Below are 19,271 nucleotides of genomic sequence, written 5' to 3'. Positions count from 1 at the left end.
AATGTAGTACCTATACTACAACCAAATATTATCAAAAGCAATTCCAATTGAAATCTCTCTCTTAGCTCTATCTTCGATTAAAATTAACATACACACTAAGTTTTTTCTACCGTAATATTATCAATATGAAAAACAAGATTCGCTATATAAAACCTGTAATAGAAGTTATATCAATTGAGATTGAATGTGCACTAGCGAATCATTCCGCTAGAGTACTAGGAACTGACGATAATTTCCAGATTCATGAAGACTGGATTGATGAGCCTACAGTAGAAAGAACAATTGACTGGTAAATAACTACGTATTTTCAATCATTCATTATATATATGAACACAATACACTTTGGACTTAAGAATAGTCTATCTATTTTATTAATCTCTTTATTATTATTCTCTTGCTCAAAAAGTGAAGAAATTAGTCCTATAAAAGAAGAAGCATTCGTTAATTTAAATATTGAAGGCCTTAATTACGAATCAGACTCCGAAATTTTAGCTAATACGAAGAATAATTCAGCTGTTAGCAATGATCTAATCATCACTCAGTATACGAATGATGGGTTAGCTATTGAAAGTAAATTATCAAACGCAAATACACTTAATTCAAAAATTAAAAACATCAAATCTAATTCTATAGCTGCTTTAAGTCAGCTACAAGACAGAGTTAAATATTTAATGCTTGTGTATGATGAGCGTGGTAAACTCATTACATCGCGTGAGTATACATACAAACAAGAAAGTATAGAGTCGGCAATATTGCTATTTTCTAATGTTAGTTACACATTCGTCATTGTTAGTGCTAGATCAACGAGCTTTGTTCCTACAATAAAGAACATGAATTCGCTCAAGGATGCTACCATCGAAAATGTAGATGCAGACTTATTGTATTGGAAAAAGAAAACTACACTTACGAAAGGTAATAATTTTTTGGCAGCGAATCTTAAGCCTTTGTTTAGTGAAGTAACCACCACAATACAAATGGATCAAAATATGACGGGTACAATCACTGCTATAAATAATACTATATTTCATCCCGTTTCAAATGGTGTATCGTTAAAATTAACAGATGGTAGTGCTATCTATGGAAACATTAATACTGCAGGAAAAAGGGTTTCTTTTCCAAGTTTGGGAAATGGAGTAAGAAAAGTAACAAGTGTACCTACAACGTTACTTCACTCCTCTACCACTGCAGGTTATTTTAACTTAGGCAGTATTCAGGTCGATGGTGATTCTAAAAATAATATTAAAGTACCAAATTTGAATATTAAGCCAGGTCATCGTTATAACCTTGTTTTGACATTGAAAACTTGTACAGAAGCTGTAAGTGGTTTAAATGGCTTTAATTGGGAATTTCCAGAAGCAACTAAGACGATAAATGAGGGAGGTTTTTGGACGCCTAGGTATGTTACTTATACAGGTATAAATGTCAATGGAGAATTTAAGAAAAATGGTGAAGTAATTTCTTTTCAATTTACGGAAGCCGGAGCAGATTATGGTTTTGTTTATGATATTTTGGAATTAGATAATGCTTTCAATCTTGAAATAAATGGACAGCCACTTTTTGGCACGAGTGTATCAACTAGCGAAATACAATTTCAAAATAATGCAACATCTACTACGCAGAATATTGAATTTGAAGACGGAAGCCAATATCAATCTATGGGAAATACGAATATCCCAGCAGACAAAAGAGTAAAGGCTATTTGGGAATTTAAAGGAACTGTCGCAAAACCTGCTGTTCGAGTCGTAATCGGGCGAAATGGAGATGTGCTCATGTACGGAAGTAAAACAGATCAAGGTACATTATTTCCATTACGATTAAAAAATAATGCGAAGTTCAATACGGTGAAATGGAATGGCGGTAGTGCTACCAATATTATTAAAGCTACAACTAGAGTAGAGGGTAAGACTGTAATGAAATCATCCGGATCAGGCCGTAAAAAAGTTACTTGTAAAAATTAATATATAGATAAATAATCGCGCAACTTTTAAGGTTGCGCGATTTCTATATATACCTCTCCACCAAGTCCTCCCACTCCTTTTGTAAGGTTCCATTAAATTCAGGTTGCTTTGCCCGATTGTACCAATATCGAGCATTCCATAGATCACCTTCTACACGATGCAGATAAGCATGTATATGTGCAGATATATTGTCATTCAAATGATCAATAAGGTCATGTGCCTGTTTCCAATTCCCCTTTGCATCCCACCATAGTGCCTGCAATTGTACAGACAAATCTGAAGGTGGATTACTTTGATTTAATGTTACTTTAAATTCTAGGATAGTCATAATAGCTAATATACCAAAACCTTAGAAATTTTTAGCTTATATTTAACTCTAAAACTATTCATATTCAATGATAAAGCCAATGGATTACCTTCAAATAAATCGCGAATCTTGGAATAAAAGAACCGCATATCATATCGAATCTGAATTTTATGATATGGCAAGTTTTCTTGCTGGAAATTCTTCTTTAAATCCCATTGAACTTAAGCTACTCGGTGACTTAAAAGGCAAAAGAATTTTACACTTACAATGTCATTTTGGACAAGATAGTATCTCCCTAAGTCGATTAGGAGCTGAAGTAGTAGGCATTGATTTGTCCGATAAAGCGATTGAAACTGCGAAAATATTAGCTCAAAAAACTAATTCACCAGCAAAATTTATTTGTTGTGATCTATATGATTTACCGCAGCATTTAGATCAAGTGTTTGATTTAGTTTTTACAAGTTATGGAACCATTGGTTGGCTTCCTGATTTGAATAGATGGGCTTCCATTATATCAAAATTTTTAAAGCCCAATGGAAAATTTATATTTGTGGAATTCCATCCGGTAGTGTGGATGTTTGATGATAGCTTTGAAAAAATTGGTTATAATTATTTCAACACTGGACCAATTGTAGAAACCGAAACAGGAACTTATGCAGATCGGGAAGCTGATCTAAAACAAGAGTATGTTTGTTGGAATCACAGTATGAGTGAAGTTATCACTAGTTTGATTCAAAATGGACTTCATTTAAACACAATTGAAGAATATGATTATTCACCTTACGATTGTTTCCAACACACTATAGAGTTTGAATCAAAAAAGTATAGAATAAAACATCTGGAAAATAAAATTCCGATGGTTTATTCACTAGTGGCAGAGAAAAAATAAATGCCCTAGAATTTAGGGCATTTATTAAGTATTGTCTTACTTAAATTTTCCTGCCAAAGCAGCAAGTTTAGTTGCCATATCTGTTTCGGGAACACGTTCTTCTCGTCTTTCAGTTCGTTTGCGTGGCGCAGCCTTTTCATCCGTTTTCATCGACAAGGCAATACGATTACGTTTTTCATCTACTTCTGTCACTGTCACCATTACATGTTGTTGTACTTTGACGACTTCATGTGGGTCGGACACAAAATTATTAGACATTTGGCTCAAATGTACCAATCCATCCTGATGTACTCCAATGTCTACAAAAGCACCAAAATTGGTAATATTAGTAACGATTCCCGGCAATTTCATACCGACTTTCAAATCCGATACAGAATTAACTCCATCTGTAAAAGAGAAGGCCTCGAATTGCTCACGAGGGTCTAAGCCTGGCTTTGCCAATTCAGCTATAATATCATTCAATGTTGGTAAGCCTACCTCATCCGAAATATACTTTTTTAAATCAATTTTCTTACGAAGCTGTTCATCTTTCATCAATTCTTTCACCTCAACACCCAAATCCTTTGCCATTTGCTCCACCAGCTCATAACGTTCTGGGTGAACAGCAGAAGCATCCAGCGGATGCTTAGCATTTCGAATACGTAAGAAACCAGCCGCTTGTTCGAAAGCTTTATCACCAAGACGAGGAACTTTTTTTAATTCCCGACGAGAACTAAAAGGTCCATTTTCTTTACGGAAATTGACGATTTGTTGTGCCAGTGCTGGACCTAAACCTGAAATGTAAGATAGAATTTGTTTTGAAGCTGTATTCAACTCCACACCTACCGCATTCACACATGAAACTACGGTATCATCTAAAGCTGTTTGTAATTTATTTTGATCGACATCGTGCTGATATTGACCAACACCAATTGATTTAGGATCTATTTTTACCAATTCTGCTAAAGGATCCATTAAACGACGTCCGATTGATACTGCACCACGGACAGTCACATCATAATCTGGGAACTCTTCACGGGCTACTTCGGAAGCTGAATAAATAGATGCGCCACTTTCATTTACCATGACAATAGTTACATCTTTCAATCCCAATTTGCGAACAAACTCTTCTGTCTCGCGACCTGCAGTTCCATTACCAATGGCAATAGCTTCTACGTCATATTTAGAAACTAAATATGTTATTGTGCGCTCTGCCTCTGCCACTCCGCCTGCACCATTATGTGGAAAAATAGCTGTATTCTCCAACAAATTTCCTTGTGCATCCAGAACTACAGTTTTACAACCTGTTCTAAAGCCTGGGTCAATAGCCATCAAACGTTTTTGTCCCAATGGAGCTGCCAAAAGCAATTGACGCACATTGTCAGCAAAAACTTTTATCGCTTCTTCGTCAGCACGCTGACGAGTCAAAACACGAATTTCAGTTTCCATAGATGGCTTCAACAAACGCTTATAACCGTCATATAAGGCTAATTCAACTTGTTTTGAAGCTTCATTTTTCCCTTTTATGTAAAGATTCTCGATATTTGGAAGAACTAAATCTTCATCCACCTCAATATCCAAATACAACAATTCCTCCTTCTCTCCACGACGCATTGCTAGAACACGATGTGAAGGAGCTTTATCTAAGGACTCAGTCCATTCAAAATAATCTTTATATTTTAGAGCTGCCTCTTCTTTTCCAGGAATTACCCGAGAAACAAAATTTCCTTTCTCAATGAAAATCTTACGAACCTGAGCACGAACTTCTGCGTCCTCAGCTACCGTTTCAGCAATGATATCTCTTGCGCCAGCAAAAGCTTCTTCCAAGCTATTAACACCCAATTCTTCGTTCAAGAATTGCTCTGCAAACACTTCTATATCACCATTTTTTTGTTCTAAAATATAATCGGCTAATGGTTGCAAGCCCTTTTCACGAGCAATCAAAGCTCGTGTACGACGCTTTGGTTTATATGGCAAATAAATATCTTCCAATGTGGACATTGTCTCTGCTCCACGCACTAATGCTTCCAATTCTGGCGTCAACTTACCTTGTTCTTGAATAGACTTCAATACGGCTTCTCTACGCTTATCCAAATCACGCAACTGTTGTATTCTATCTCTAATTGCGGTAATCTGAACCTCATCCAATGAACCAGTCATCTCTTTACGATAACGGGAAATAAATGGTATTGTCGCGCCTTCATCCAACAAAGCAACCGTAGTACTAACTTGCTTTTGCGTGATTGACAATTCATTCGAAATAATAATTTCGTGTGTCATAAAAATATTTTGAATAATCGAATAGTAATGAGAAAGCTGCTGAAATACTATTTCAACAGCTTTCTATTATAGATTTAAAATTAAATTAAGCGTTTTGTGATGGATTTTCTTTCGGAGTTTCTAACGGCTTATCTTCTGAATTAGATTCCTTTACTTCTGTATTAGATTCCTTTACTTCTGAATTTTCTTCCTCTGAAAAATAATCATTATAGCCATATTTATAGTATTCTGTTTCGTCTACAGGATGTGCCCCTGGATCGTGCTGTACAGAATGCTCTGGCTGCGTAAACTGTGGAAACTTTTTCTCTTCAACTGGTGCATCACCGGAAGTCGCTAATTCCTCAGCAACTTCTCCTTCCGCAACCCCAGACGTAGGCTGTTGTTCTACAGACGTAGGTGTCACTGATTTTTTATCCTCGACAGTAACATCTAAATCCTTTTCAAAATTGTTGATTTGATCCGAAATCTCACGTTTTATATCTTCCGAAGCATCTTTGAATTCACGGATACCCTTTCCCAATCCTCTAGCCAATTCAGGTAATTTCTTTCCACCAAACAGTAATAATATCACGATCACAATAAGGATCATTTCCTGCGTACCAATATTTAAAAATGCTAATGTCATTTTAGATTCAATTTGTAATTATAAGATTGCTAAGGTAAGTTTAATCTGCTTTTACACCAATAGTAAATTGTAAATATTTAGACACATTTAAAAATCATTCCATTGAATGAAAACTTTAGTAACTTTGCGGGTTATTTCTAATATGTATGTTTAGTAATTTAAAAAAGCACAAAACTTATTATATAAGTGCTTTGGCATTAGCGGGTCCTCTTATTATAGCCCAATTAGGTCACACACTCGTGCAGACCTCCGATACGATGATCATAGGTCATTTTTTGGGTAAAATATCTCTTGCTGCTTCATCATTAGCACACTCGGTGTTTATGATGGTGTTGGTTTTGGGACTAGGTATCGCTTATGGTCTCACTCCACTAATCGCACAAGCCAGTGGTCGAAATGATAAAGAGGAGATTTCTAAACTACTTTCCAATAGTATTTGGATTAATATAGCCTCCAGTATATTATTGTTTTTAGGTGTTTACTACGGTTCTATGTATGGTATGCAACATGCAGATCAAGATCCCTTAGTTGTTGACGAGGCTAAGCCTTATTTATTGGTATTAAGTCTTTCGATTTTCCCCTTGATGATATTCAATGCATTCAAGCAGTTTGCCGAAGGATTGGGATTTACCAAACAAGCTATGCGAATTACCATCTGGGGAAATGTTTTGAATGTAATATTGGCAATTATATTCGTAAAAGGATTTTTCGGCATCAAACCTATGGGAATAGCAGGTGTAGGTATTGCAACGTTAATAGACCGAATTTTGATGATGATTGTAATGGCATTATATGTTTTGAAATCTAAACATTTCCAACCATATATCATACACTTCAATTTCTTTTCAATTCAAAAGAAACGAATTAAAGCAATATTAAAATTAGGTACTCCTGTCGCCTTTCAATATTTCTTTGAGGTAAGTGCATTTGCAGGAGCATCTTTAATTGCAGGCAAAATTAGTGCTTTAGACCAAGCGGCGCACAATGTAGCTATTACGCTAGCAGCAATGACTTATATGATTGGTTTGGGAATTTCTGGGGCAACCACTATCAAAGTGGGAAACAGTTTTGGAAAAGAAAATTATCAACGATTGAAGACATTCGCTAGGGTATCTTATCACATCATACTAGGTTATACAATTTGTACGGCTCTTTTATTCGCTATTTTTAATTATCCTATTGCAGCTCTTATCACTAATGAACAGGACGTCGTATCCCTAGCTGCAAAACTTTTGATTATAGCTGGTATATTTCAGTTATTTGACGGAACTCAAGTTATAGGTCTGGGTATACTTAGGGGAATGGGTGATGTAAATATCCCTACACTAATCACTTTGTTGGCTTATTGGGTAGTCGGATTACCTAGCGGCTATTATATGGGTGTAAATTTAGGATTTGGGATACAAGGTGTTTGGTACGGATTGACGTTTGCCTTACTGACATCATCAATCTTATTATACCTTCGATACAGATTTATGATTAAGAAAAAATTAGATATTTCTTAATTATTGGCAGGAAATAGCGCCATCTACATTCAGTAACGGACTGAGGTAAGGAATATCTAAATTAGCTCCTCTTAATAAAAACCAAATACCCATAAGTATGTACAAAATGGGTAATAGTGAAGAAAATTTTATTTTGAATAGTTTTTTCGGAAAACTGCTTAATATGGAGAATAAAAGCATTAATGGTAATGTTCCTAATCCAAAAAATATCATAAATTGAAAACTCAGCAGAGAATTTTCTGCATTCATCGCTGATGCTAATGCCATGTAAACCATTCCACAAGGCAAAAATCCGTTCAGCATACCTGCAATGAAAGAACCATTTGGTTTGTACATCCATCTTCCCATTGCCTTTGCAAAAGGTTGAACTGCTTTTGTTTGGAAAGCTATAAGAGTTGGGTTTTTATGGACATAAGCATTAAATAAACCTAATGCTATTAATATTATACCTGTCAGAATAGAAAAACCTTGTTGCCATCCTTTTAAAACAAACGCATTTCCTACAATTCCCAACAGTAATCCAATACATCCATAAGTAAGAATGCGACCAATTTGGTATAACACCTTATTTAATAATACAATAAAACTGAGTTTTTGATTTTGCTGAAGCGCATAAAGTAAGGGGCCACACATCAAAGTACAATGCACACTTCCGAATAATCCCATAAAAATCGCCAACAAATTATAACTCATGTCTATTGGATATACAAAGGTTGATTATGAATATAATTTACATTATTATGTTTCCAAGAAATTTCAACATTCCAATTTCCTTTTTTAAAGGATGCAATAGGCATTTTGAAAACTTTATCCTTAGTCGTAAATGGAAAATTAATATCTAAAGCACCGTCAGACGGTCTTTTAAAAAGAATTGTTCCTTCATTGTTCACATCTACAAAACTAATCGTCAATGTATCATGCTGCACTTTAAGTATTGGTTTTGCATCATCACGAAGCAAATTTTGTTTACTTGCATACACTTCATCATACGATAAACTTGCTTCATAATAATTATCATCAATCAAAGTATCAGAATCTTTGCTTACCATATAAATGACTGTGATGACGATAAAAAGCATAAAACTGCCTAATCCTAAAATGATTTTATTACCCCAATTCATTATTTTAATTTTTAGCTCCTGGAGGACAAATGAATGTTGTCTTCAATGTATTTACTTCTTTGCCTTCAGAATGAATCTGAATAGATGTTTTTGTTTTATAGGTGTCGATATTTTTCTTATCAGTAATTAAGAAAAAAGACATTTTAGCAGAACCGTCCTTAGTTAATGTATCTATCTGATTTACTAATTGTAGCGTATAATTAGAATCTGTTGGTTTTAATTCAAATGGAATAGCTTTGCCACTTTTATTAATTAACTCAATAGTATATAAGTTGCTAATTCTGCCGTCAGGTTGCGTTTGGTAAGTACTTCCAGTAGCACGCAATAGAGAACCGTCAATATCCGCTCTATTAAAAATTAAAAATAAAAACACCGAGGTCAGCAACACCAATATAACCGAATATAAAATTTGTCTCGTATAGCTCTTTTTGAAATTCTTTTTGCCTTCAACTTCACCTAATGAATAGAAACCGATTAAACGAGAAGGCTTTCCTATCTTCTGCATGACTTCATCACATGCATCGATACAAGCTGTACAGTTGACACATTCTAATTGGACTCCATTTCGGATATCAATTCCTGTAGGACATACATGCACACACAAACCACAGTCAACACAATCGCCGTTTTTACTTTCCTTCACTTTAGACAGTTTGCCTCTCGGCTCACCTCGCTCAACATTGTATGCGACAGTCATACTCTGATCATCTAGAAGAACTCCTTGAAATCTCCCATAAGGACAAATAGTCGTACAAACAATTTCTCTTACATGCGCAAATACCGCATAGAAAAGACCTGTAAAGATGACAATTGCGACAAATCCTCCCAAATGTTGGTCAATAGGGTCTGATATGATGTTTAAAAGTTCGTCAACACCAATTATATAGGCAAGAAAAATATTGGATATAAAACAAGAAATAAGAATAAATATAGTATGCTTTAGTAATTTTTTCCAAGCTCTAGCATCTGTATTTGGACCTTCATTTAATTTTTTCTGTTGAGTCCAATCACCTTCTATCCAATATTCTATTCTACGAAAAATCAGCTCTAAAAAAATCGTTTGCGGACAAGTCCAACCACACCATACACGACCAAAAACTGCCGTAAAAAGCACAATTCCAACCATGATAATCAACATCCCAAACACAAAAATGTGTAGGTCTTGAGGAAAAAACATATTGCCGAAAATGGAAAATTTTCGTTCGACAATATTAAACATCAGGAATGGATTTCCGTCAATTTTGATAAATGGAGCTGCAAATAGAAACAGTAACAAACTATAACCAACCCATTGTCTGTAATTATACAACTTACCTGAAGGCTTTTTGGCGTAAATCCATTTACGTTTTTTGCCTTTCGATGGTAATATAGGTCCTTCGTTATTATTCACCACTGCTTCCATTTCGCTCACTTAATTAATTATAATAATTAAACTTCTTTCTTATTTTATAAAATACTATTGTACTTCTTCTGCTTCAGTTTTATCAGTTTCATATTGCACCTCCACACCTTCAGCTGCTTTAGCATTTGCTGGATTAGTATCACGCAGTGTAATGATATAACTCGACACTTCGGCTATCTGACCTGGAGTCAATGTTTGTTCCCACGGAACCATACCTTTCTCCGGTACACCATATTTTACAGTTTTATAGATATCCTTAATTTCAGCCCCATGAATCCAAAATTTATCTGTCAAATTTGGACCGATTGTACCTTCACCATTTGCCCCGTGACAAGCCGCACAATTGGCAGTGAATATTGCTTTACCTGCTGGAGCTAATGCTTCATTGAATTCAACCGAAGTTTCATCAACCAAATTAGCAGCCTGCGCCAAATATTCTTGCTTTGCTTTTTCGGCCATAGCCATCTCGTGCATATATTCCTGATCTTGGTTCATTCCCCAACCAAAGACATGGTACACCAACAAATAAATCAATCCAAATACGATGGTACCATAGAATAATGCATTAAACCATATTGGAACAGGATTATCAAGCTCTTGTATACCATCATACTCATGGTCAATAGTAATGTCCTTTTCTTCTTCAATCGGACGCACACCCATTAACTTGCGCCAAGTCGCTTGTGATTTAATTTTTCTTTCCGCAGCTCTTTGTCTCTTCTCTTCTGCCTCGCGTTTGACAACGTCTGGCATAGTGATATTCAATATCGATTTCATGGCATTATTTACAACGAATGCTGCTAATAATAATGCAATCATAACTATGATTAATGTGATAATCAGAATATCACTATACAAATTGACTGTTCCTAATTTCCATTGAGATACTTCAGCAATCGCCTCTGTACCATTTATCATCTCGTTCATATTTCTAACTTCTATCCGTCAAATAATTAGATTCTGATTCCGATTCGTCAAAAGGAATCTCTTTCATATATTGAACATAATCTTTCTTCATCATGAACAACATAATCCCAACGACTATAAAAAATATGAGGAATATCCATAGGGATGTCATTAAATAAATTTCATCACCTTGTAAGTTTGTAATTTGTTTAAACATAACTGTAATCTTTTCTATTTATCAGTTGTACTTGCCTTGATATCAGTCCCCAATCGTTGCAAATATGCTATCATTGCTATAATTTCACGATCAGATTTTACTTCAACTTGGTTATTTGCCAATTCTGCCGCTATTGCTTCAGCTTGCTTTTGAGCATCTTCTACAGCGTTATTCACCTCTGCATCCGTGTATGGAACACCAAGTGTCTGCATAGCTTTCATTTTAGCTACCAAAGTAGAATTGTCCAATTCTTGTTCAATCAACCATGGATATGCTGGCATGATACTACCTGGTGATGTAATCGTCGGATCTAACATGTGGTCAAAATGCCATTTGTTAGGATATTTTCCACCGATACGGTGCAAATCTGGACCGGTACGTTTAGAACCCCATAAGAAAGGTCTGTCGTAAACAAATTCCCCTGCTTTTGAATATTCGCCGTAGCGAGCAGTTTCCGAACGGAAAGGACGAATAGTTTGAGAGTGACAATTCACACAACCTTCTTTGATGTACAAATCACGTCCTTGCAATTCTAATGCAGTATATGGTTTTACACTAGCTATAGTTGGCACATTGTTTTGAATTGTAAATGTTGGAATCATCTCCACAAGACCACCAATTAGAATCGCTATTAATGCTAATACCATAAATAATATTGGCTTGCGCTCTAATCTACGGTGTGTCGAACGCTCATTTACAGTTAATGGTTCCAATGCTGGAGCTTCTGCAGCCTCATTAGCCACCAATTTTCCTTTCTTCATTGTTTTCGCCAAGTTGTAAGTCATCATGATTACACCCGCCAAATACAACGCACCACCTATTGCACGCATCATATGCATTGGAATAATTTCCAAAGTAGTAGCTAAGAAGTTAGGATATTTTAATACTCCTTCAGGAGTAAACTCTTTCCACATCAAACCTTGAACTACAGCCGCCCAATACATTGGAATAGCATAGAACAAAATACCTAATGTTCCAATCCAGAAATGTGCATTTGCTAACTTTTTAGAGTATAACTCTGTTTTGTATACACGTGGCAACAACCAATACAATACTGCAAAAGTCATAAATCCATTCCAGCCCAATGCTCCTACGTGCACGTGAGCCACGATCCAATCCGTAAAGTGCGCAATAGCATTCACTTGTTTAAGAGAAAGCATAGGTCCTTCGAATGTTGCCATACCATAACATGTCAAAGCAACAACCATAAACTTCAATACGGGTTCTGTACGAACCTTATCCCAAGCTCCACGAAGTGTCAACAAACCGTTGATCATACCACCCCAAGATGGTGCGATTAGCATTACAGAAAACACAACCCCCAGTGATTGTACCCAAGAAGGTAACGAAGTGTATAATAAGTGGTGAGGTCCTGCCCAGATATAGATAAATATCAAAGACCAAAAGTGTAGGATACTTAATTTATATGAATAAACAGGACGATTAGCCATTTTTGGCAAAAAGTAGTACATCATACCCAAGAATGGAGTAGTCAAAAAGAAAGCTACAGCATTATGTCCATACCACCACTGCACTAAGGCATCTTGAACACCTGAATACACATAAAAACTTTTCCAAAATGTAACAGGTAATTGTATTGAGTTGACAATATGTAGAACAGCTACTGTCACAAAAGTAGCAATGTAAAACCACACAGCAACATACATGTGTCGTTCTCTACGCTTGATAATTGTACCAAACATATTGATACCAAAAACAACCCATATCAAGGTAATACCCAAATCAATAGGCCATTCCATCTCTGCATACTCATGTGATGAAGTATACCCTAAAGGAAGTGTAATGGCGGACGCCACTATAATCAACTGCCATCCCCAAAAGTGTATTTTACTCAACGCGTCACTGAACATACGTGCTTTCAACACACGTTGCAATGAGTAGTAAACACCCATAAAAATTGCATTACCCACAAAAGCAAAAATTACAGCATTTGTATGTACAGGACGTACACGACCAAAGGTTGTGTATTGGGTCAAAAAATTCAATTCGGGCCATATCAATTGACATGCTACCAATAATCCGATAGACATACCCACGATACCCCAAATGATAGTCGCGATACCAAAATTGCGAACTATCTTGTTGTCGTAACTAAATTGCTCTAGATGCATTACTTTATCATTTTGTTTTTCGATGTAAAAGTAATGACACTTCCGTGACAGCCTAATGATACAACTTGGTAATAAAAGTGACTCTCGTCACATCTAGCAAAAACAACAAAAGGCTTGAAAAAATTTCAAGCCTTTTGTGTATTTCTAATTATAAAATTTTAAATATTATATCCATATTTCTCTGGATTTTCAATCACCTGTTTGACTGATATTATTTTGTATACGTACGAAGCAGTTTCACCATTCAGACGCATAGTATAATAATTATCATTCTTCTGTTTACGAATAGAAGCCTTCAAGCTACCTCCGCCTACGTTGTAAGCTGCAGCTACCAAAGTCCAATCACCAAACTGCTCATACAAATCTTTGATATATCTAGCTGCTGCGTGCGTAGATTTGACGAAGTCCTTACGCTCATCAACTTTTCCATTGACTTTAAGACCATACAATCTAGCTGTCGCTGGCATAAACTGCCAATATCCCCCAGCACCTTTGTGAGAACTAACAGACGCATCCAGTCCGCTCTCCACAATAGGAATATACTTAAAATCTTCTGGTATACCGTAGGACTCAAGGATTTTTGCGATTTGTGGTAAATATTTATCAGCATTTTTATGCATCTTATGTGAGCCAGTTTTCTTGAATGACAAACGAGCTAGATATTTACCCAATTTACTCTTTACGGAAACATTCTCAGTAGGTACACTTTCGTTTGCAAAAGTTAGAGAACTTACGTTTAATTTATTGTTGTCAGCTGAAGGTTTTAGTTCTTCTTTAAGCCTAGCGGCATGCTCCAACATCACTTGTTTATAGGGATTTTCAAACAATGTCCCTTGTGGCTTTGATTGCAACTTCGATAAAACCATTATCGAAAAAATTGCTGTAATACACATTACTCTTTTTCTAATCATTCACTCCCTTAATGCTACCTATCCACGATTGACAAAATCGATCAAAAATAGCTTGGTCCAATTATGAAGCCACAAATGTACGAACTATTGGGTTATAAAACAAACAGTTACAAAACAGCCATTTTCATGCAACTCCCAAATAGTTGATTTAAGCATGCTACAGACTGCATTTTTGGAATTAAAAAAAACTTAATTATGTCATAATTTTTTGTAACTTTGTACCTCAATTTTGATATAAAAATATGCCATTCAAAAGTCAAAGGAACAGTCGCGAGGACAACTCCAGAAAAAGTAGAAGCAACTCAGAAAGCTTTAAATCGAAAGACAATTCCAACAAAAAATTTGGAAGCAATAAATCCGATAGTTACGGTAAATCTTCTTTCAGTAAAGACAGAAAAGAAGATAATAAATCTTTCGGTAAATCACCTTTTTCAAAATTCAGTAAAGACGATAAAAAGTCTTTCGGTCGTCCATCATTTGGAAAATCAGGTGATAGAGATGAAAACAAATCATTCGGAAAATCTTTCGATAGAAAACCTTTCAGCAAATCATTTGATAAAGAAGGTGGAAGTGATAGAAAATCTTTCGATAGAAAACCTTTCGGCAAATCATTTGATAAAGAAGGTGGAAGTGATAGAAAATCTTTCAGCAAATCATTTGATAAAGAAGGAAGAAGTGATAGAAAACCTTACGGTAAATCTTTCGAAAAAGATGGTTATTCTAAAAACAGAAGACCAGAACCAACTTCAGAATATCAAGAACAACGTGAGAAAAACGATTTCAAATATTCTGCAAATAGAAAATTCAGACCGGCTAATAAGCCTGCCAATAAAGAAGCAGCTGATGACGGTTTAATCCGTTTGAATAGATATATTTCAAATGCTGGTATTTGTTCACGTCGTAAAGCAGATGAATTAATTACCGCTGGGGTCGTTTCTGTCAATGGTGAAGTCGTAACTTCATTAGGAACTAAAGTAGATCCTGCCAAAGACGAAATTCGTTATAATAACGAACGTCTTAAACGTGAAAAAATGGTTTACGTATTATTAAATAAACCAAAAGATTATATCACGACTACTGACGATCCACAAGAACGCCGTACAGTAATGCAATTGGTCGCTAAAGCAACTAAAGAGCGTATATATCCTGTTGGTCGTTTAGATAGAAATACGACTGGTTTACTATTATTGACAAATGATGGTAATCTAGCTGAAAAACTATCTCATCCACGTAATAACGTAACTAAAATCTACCAAGTAGAGTTAAATAAAAACTTGACACAAGGTGATTTTAATAAGATTCAATTTGGTATCGAGTTAGAAGATGGTGTTATTAAACCTGACGACTTGAGCTATGTTGCTGGAGCATCTAAGCGTGAAGTAGGTATTCAAATTCACTCCGGCAAAAACCGTATCGTAAGACGTATTTTTGAATCATTAGGTTATGAGGTGGTTAAATTAGACCGTGTAGTCTATGCTAACTTAACCAAGAAAGATTTGCCACGTGGACGTTGGAGATATTTAGAAGAAAGAGAATTGATTCAATTGAAACACTTCGTAAAATAAAACAAAAAGTCTCGACAAAATCGAGACTTTTGTTTTTAGAGGTATTTACTAATACGCTTAAAGATTCGTATTTTTACAACACATTAAAGATTTAATAAACATGACAGACCCTAAATCGTTAACTTCTGTGGCTGAATTTCACAAAACTTTTCAGCACCCTATATTAGATACACCACAAATTCCATCCGAATCAAGATGCAACCTTCGTGTTTCTTTGATTGCTGAAGAATTAAAAGAGTTAGAAGAGGCAATAGAGGAAAAAGACATCGCAGAAATTGCAGATGCACTATGTGATATTCAATATGTATTGTCTGGTGCAGTATTAGAATTCGGTTTAGGCGACAAATTCAACAGCTTGTTCGAAGAAGTACAACGTTCTAACATGAGTAAAGCTTGTAAATCTATTGAAGAGGCTGAAGCGACCATGAAATATTACAAAGAAGAGAAAGGTGTCGATTCGTATTATAAAGAAGTAGACGGTCTTTATTTAGTATTCCGCGAAGGAGACAATAAGACTTTAAAATCAATCAACTACTCCCCCGCTGATTTAAAATCAATCATAGAGAAATAAAAAAAGTGACAATAGTCGCTTTTTTTATTTCTCAACCTTTTCAAAAATATCATATTTCATTTTATATTTCAGCGTAGTCATATCATCCAATTTCGACAACGTAAATGAGAAAGGAAAATTTACAGAATTAGCACTTCTCTTATTAAGATCGTTAAACTCTTTTATGTAATTTCGAATTTCCGATGAGCCTTTACCGAACTTAATAAAACTGTTTTTATTACTACTATCTTTTCGGTATATTAACATATTACTTGCATCTAGAACAGCAATATCTGAACTCAGTAGCTCTGAATTTTTAATTAACTTATCAAATACACTGTTAAACGCTGCTTGAGTAGAATCGGTTTCAGCTAGAAAGATTGATTCAGCACCATATGTTACAGATGAGATATAATATGGATTAAATTTTTCATCTTTTAATTGCTTAAGATAATTCTCATCATATATGCTATTGATTTCAACTAAATCAGTAAAAATGTATAGATATTCATGAAGAGAATATCTCGATACACCATTCTTCTTTCGAATATATGTAGAGTCATTTATAGCTACTAACTCCTTAACAACTTTATAATCATCCCCATTTCCTAAATAATATTGAATAATACCATAATCAAAAAAACTGCCAGAACTAAAATTCAGAGTAGTCGAACCAGGATTAAACTTTTTAGCATAAGTCAACATATTAACGTACGAAGGAATGTGATTTTCTAAATCAACAGAGGTATTATAGCTTAGAAAATGTATCTTTTCTTTCTTCTCTTTATTAGGAAGATGCAAAATTTCAAGGCCTTTTGATGTATCACCTAATGACCACACACTACCCAAATAATAGCTTTCAGCCCTATTAAGGTTAATTTTAAAATTGCTAATTTCATTTTCACTTGACTTCTTTACAATTATTGCTTTTGGGGGAGGATTAGTGTTATCACCCTTGGTATCGGTACTATCAATAATAGTGGGAGGGATTAAATCATCTTTATTTTCAGGTGAACAAGCAGTATAAAAAATTTTATTAAGTAATAATACAAAAAAGCAAAGGAAAATTCTCATTATATTAAGTGTTATTTACTTAAAGATAACATTATTTCCCTATAAAACGCTAATTAAGTTAAATTATGAAAGATACAAACTTCCTTGCTGAACGCCTCTCGCCTCTAAACCTTTATCAATATAAGTTTGAATTCCAGATTTTTTCAACCCCCAATTTGGAGCGATCAACAAATCTTGGTCAGCTATACCAAACACACGCTGAATAATTATATCAGGTCTTAATAAAGGAATAAATTTTGCTAAAAACTCCGTATACTCTTCCATAGAAAATAACTTGAAAGGCTCACGCTTATATTTAACCCCCATTATAGAACCTTCAACAATATGAAGGTGGTGCAATTTCACAAACTTAATATGAGGATGTTTGTTAATTTCGTCCGCATAACGAAGCATCATTTCTTCCGTTTCCCAAGGAAAACCAAATATGGTATGCACACACAATTCCAGAGGACTGCTTATCAACATATCCATTATAGAAAGAAACTCATCATGAGAGCAGCCTCTATTAATACGCTCTAATGTATCATTATAGATAGACTCCATTCCCATTTCTAAATCAACATCATATCTATCCGTATAAGACTCTAATAAAGCAATTTTCTCAGCATCCAAACAATCTGGACGAGTGCCAACTGATAAGCCTAAAGTATTCTCTGGATCAATACTCAAAGCCTCGTCATAAAGCATTTTGAGCATATGTGCAGGTGCATAAGTGTTGGTATTGGGTTGAAAATAGATAATGAACTTTTCAGCCCCATAATTATTACGAGCTCGCTCAATACCACTCTCGACCTGCTCACGAATTGAAGGTATCTTACGAGCTGTATCAGGTGTAAAAGAGTCTACATTACAATAAGTACAGCCACCATAGCCTTTGCTACCATCACGGTTAGGACAAGTAAAATTACCATCAACGATAACTTTAAATACTTTTTGTCCATTATATTTTTCCTTCAAATATGCCCCGTAATGATTATACGGCTTAATACCATTGTCTAATGCTGTTCCCATTCGATACAAAGGTAGACAATTAAATCTTTGGTATAAAATCAATACTAATTCTATCACAAATAAATTGGTGTATTAATCTTCAATACGTTTGAAAGAGCCAATCATATTTGTTCCAATGTATAAATATAATATCCCGTTACTATATTTATAAGATGATATTTTTCCCAGATTTTGCATATAATAATCATCCATAGATAATTGCCCCCCGCAATATGCTAAAGTGGTCGTATAATCAGAAAATACTATAGTCGTATCAAATATTTTTAATAATCCTGTTATTCTATTACAATCAGTAGTAACAACAAAACTTTCTTCCCCCAACCAAATTATAGGGGCTTGACTGTTTTTATTTTTAGAAAGTGGAATCACTTTAGACTATTTAATCACCCATCTTGTATTTACTAAATTAATACGTTCCTCAATACTATTATCGTTTTCCTTTTTACATCCTAAAAAAAGAGTAATAAATACTAAAAGAATAAGGTTTAATAATTTCATAATTCTGTTAAATGGTCATTTCCTTATAACGAGCTACATTACGAAAAGGATACACCTCTCTCTCTATATATATATATATATATATATATATATTATCCTAAAAACGGAAATACAAGATAAAGCTTATACAGTAAAGTTGATGTAAAAATGTAGATATAATAGTCTCTAAACGCAAAAAAGCCTTACCACTTTATGTGACAAGGCTTTAGTTTTAATAAAAAAAGGCACCGACCTACTCTCCCACCTGTTACGGCAATACCATCGGCTCGGGCGGGCTTAACTTCTCTGTTCGGAATGGGAAGAGGTGAACACCGCCGATATAGGCACCTAAAAATCTTATT

The 19,271-nt window shown here is 35.0% G+C and carries 18 protein-coding genes and 1 rRNA gene; 6 read left to right on the top strand and 13 right to left on the bottom strand.

Annotated elements, in window-relative coordinates:
• Positions 1-125 precede the first annotated feature (125 nt).
• Together GOQ17_RS10600 and GOQ17_RS10595 are read left to right on the top strand one after the other, a co-directional pair.
• Positions 126-293, top strand: coding sequence for a hypothetical protein (locus tag GOQ17_RS10600; protein WP_159637352.1), 168 nt, complete (start codon positions 126-128; stop codon positions 291-293).
• A 33-nt stretch (positions 294-326) separates the two neighbouring features.
• Positions 327-1,958 carry a hypothetical protein gene (locus GOQ17_RS10595; RefSeq protein WP_159637351.1) on the top strand — a complete coding sequence of 544 codons (1,632 nt, stop codon included), beginning with the start codon at positions 327-329 and terminating at the stop codon, positions 1,956-1,958.
• 43 nt (positions 1,959-2,001) lie between these two features.
• On the opposite strand, the gene GOQ17_RS10590 is transcribed toward GOQ17_RS10595, so the two are convergent.
• A complete protein-coding gene (locus GOQ17_RS10590) occupies positions 2,002-2,286 on the bottom strand; it encodes a hypothetical protein (RefSeq protein ID WP_159637350.1) in 285 nt (94 codons plus the stop codon).
• A gap of 79 nt (positions 2,287-2,365) precedes the next feature.
• Between GOQ17_RS10590 and GOQ17_RS10585 the strand changes: the two genes are divergently transcribed.
• Entirely contained in the window at positions 2,366-3,154 is a 789-nt protein-coding gene (locus GOQ17_RS10585) for a class I SAM-dependent methyltransferase (RefSeq protein WP_236537124.1), read from the top strand.
• Between the two features lie 36 nt (positions 3,155-3,190).
• On the opposite strand, the gene GOQ17_RS10580 is transcribed toward GOQ17_RS10585, so the two are convergent.
• A complete protein-coding gene (locus GOQ17_RS10580) occupies positions 3,191-5,413 on the bottom strand; it encodes a Tex family protein (RefSeq protein ID WP_159637349.1) in 2,223 nt (740 codons plus the stop codon).
• 85 nt (positions 5,414-5,498) lie between these two features.
• The gene (locus GOQ17_RS10575; protein ID WP_159637348.1) at positions 5,499-6,038 is read right to left on the bottom strand and encodes a Sec-independent protein translocase subunit TatA/TatB; all 540 of its coding nucleotides are present in this window, start codon (positions 6,036-6,038) and stop codon (positions 5,499-5,501) included.
• A gap of 146 nt (positions 6,039-6,184) precedes the next feature.
• Between GOQ17_RS10575 and GOQ17_RS10570 the strand changes: the two genes are divergently transcribed.
• Positions 6,185-7,543, top strand: coding sequence for an MATE family efflux transporter (locus GOQ17_RS10570; RefSeq protein ID WP_159637347.1), 1,359 nt, complete (start codon positions 6,185-6,187; stop codon positions 7,541-7,543).
• On the opposite strand, the gene GOQ17_RS10565 is transcribed toward GOQ17_RS10570, so the two are convergent.
• The 6 genes from GOQ17_RS10565 to GOQ17_RS10535 form a co-directional block, all read right to left on the bottom strand.
• On the bottom strand, positions 7,544-8,236 hold the full coding sequence (locus tag GOQ17_RS10565; RefSeq protein ID WP_159637346.1) for a sulfite exporter TauE/SafE family protein: 693 nt from the start codon (positions 8,234-8,236) through the stop codon (positions 7,544-7,546).
• Between the two features lie 2 nt (positions 8,237-8,238).
• Positions 8,239-8,664, bottom strand: coding sequence for a FixH family protein (locus tag GOQ17_RS10560; protein ID WP_159637345.1), 426 nt, complete (start codon positions 8,662-8,664; stop codon positions 8,239-8,241).
• Positions 8,665-8,668: 4 nt separating this feature from the next.
• Positions 8,669-10,066, bottom strand: a complete 1,398-nt coding sequence (ccoG, locus tag GOQ17_RS10555) for a cytochrome c oxidase accessory protein CcoG (protein WP_159637424.1) — start codon at positions 10,064-10,066, stop codon at positions 8,669-8,671.
• Positions 10,067-10,120: 54 nt separating this feature from the next.
• Entirely contained in the window at positions 10,121-10,993 is an 873-nt protein-coding gene (locus GOQ17_RS10550; protein WP_236537123.1) for a cbb3-type cytochrome c oxidase N-terminal domain-containing protein, read from the bottom strand.
• A 210-nt stretch (positions 10,994-11,203) separates the two neighbouring features.
• On the bottom strand, positions 11,204-13,321 hold the full coding sequence (gene ccoN, locus GOQ17_RS10540; RefSeq protein WP_159637342.1) for a cytochrome-c oxidase, cbb3-type subunit I: 2,118 nt from the start codon (positions 13,319-13,321) through the stop codon (positions 11,204-11,206).
• 158 nt (positions 13,322-13,479) lie between these two features.
• The gene (locus GOQ17_RS10535) at positions 13,480-14,232 is read right to left on the bottom strand and encodes a lytic transglycosylase domain-containing protein (RefSeq protein WP_159637341.1); all 753 of its coding nucleotides are present in this window, start codon (positions 14,230-14,232) and stop codon (positions 13,480-13,482) included.
• Positions 14,233-14,474: 242 nt separating this feature from the next.
• On the opposite strand from GOQ17_RS10535, the gene GOQ17_RS10530 reads away from it, so the two are divergent.
• Positions 14,475-15,797: a pseudouridine synthase gene (locus GOQ17_RS10530; protein ID WP_159637340.1), complete on the top strand. Its 1,323-nt coding sequence runs from the start codon at positions 14,475-14,477 to the stop codon at positions 15,795-15,797.
• Positions 15,798-15,897: 100 nt separating this feature from the next.
• Entirely contained in the window at positions 15,898-16,368 is a 471-nt protein-coding gene (locus GOQ17_RS10525) for a pyrophosphohydrolase domain-containing protein (protein ID WP_159637339.1), read from the top strand.
• A gap of 24 nt (positions 16,369-16,392) precedes the next feature.
• Here the strand turns inward: GOQ17_RS10525 and GOQ17_RS10520 are convergent, their stop codons facing one another.
• The 4 genes from GOQ17_RS10520 to rrf all read right to left on the bottom strand — a co-directional run bounded on the left by GOQ17_RS10520 (position 16,393) and on the right by rrf (position 19,261).
• Positions 16,393-17,421 (bottom strand): hypothetical protein, encoded by a 1,029-nt coding sequence (locus tag GOQ17_RS10520; RefSeq protein ID WP_159637337.1) that lies wholly within the window; start codon positions 17,419-17,421, stop codon positions 16,393-16,395.
• 63 nt (positions 17,422-17,484) lie between these two features.
• On the bottom strand, positions 17,485-18,432 hold the full coding sequence (gene mnmL, locus GOQ17_RS10515) for a tRNA modification radical SAM protein MnmL/YtqA (RefSeq protein WP_159637336.1): 948 nt from the start codon (positions 18,430-18,432) through the stop codon (positions 17,485-17,487).
• A gap of 72 nt (positions 18,433-18,504) precedes the next feature.
• Positions 18,505-18,801 carry an META domain-containing protein gene (locus GOQ17_RS10510; protein ID WP_159637335.1) on the bottom strand — a complete coding sequence of 99 codons (297 nt, stop codon included), beginning with the start codon at positions 18,799-18,801 and terminating at the stop codon, positions 18,505-18,507.
• Positions 18,802-19,149: 348 nt separating this feature from the next.
• Positions 19,150-19,261: ribosomal RNA gene (gene rrf / locus GOQ17_RS10505) — 5S ribosomal RNA — on the bottom strand.
• Between the last annotated feature and the right edge of the window lie 10 nt (positions 19,262-19,271).

Source organism: Sphingobacterium composti (assembly GCF_009829075.1).
GTDB lineage: Bacteria > Bacteroidota > Bacteroidia > Sphingobacteriales > Sphingobacteriaceae > Sphingobacterium > Sphingobacterium composti.
The sequence above is the reverse complement of the archived record's forward strand: the minus strand, read 5'-3'. Positions and strand labels throughout refer to the sequence as shown.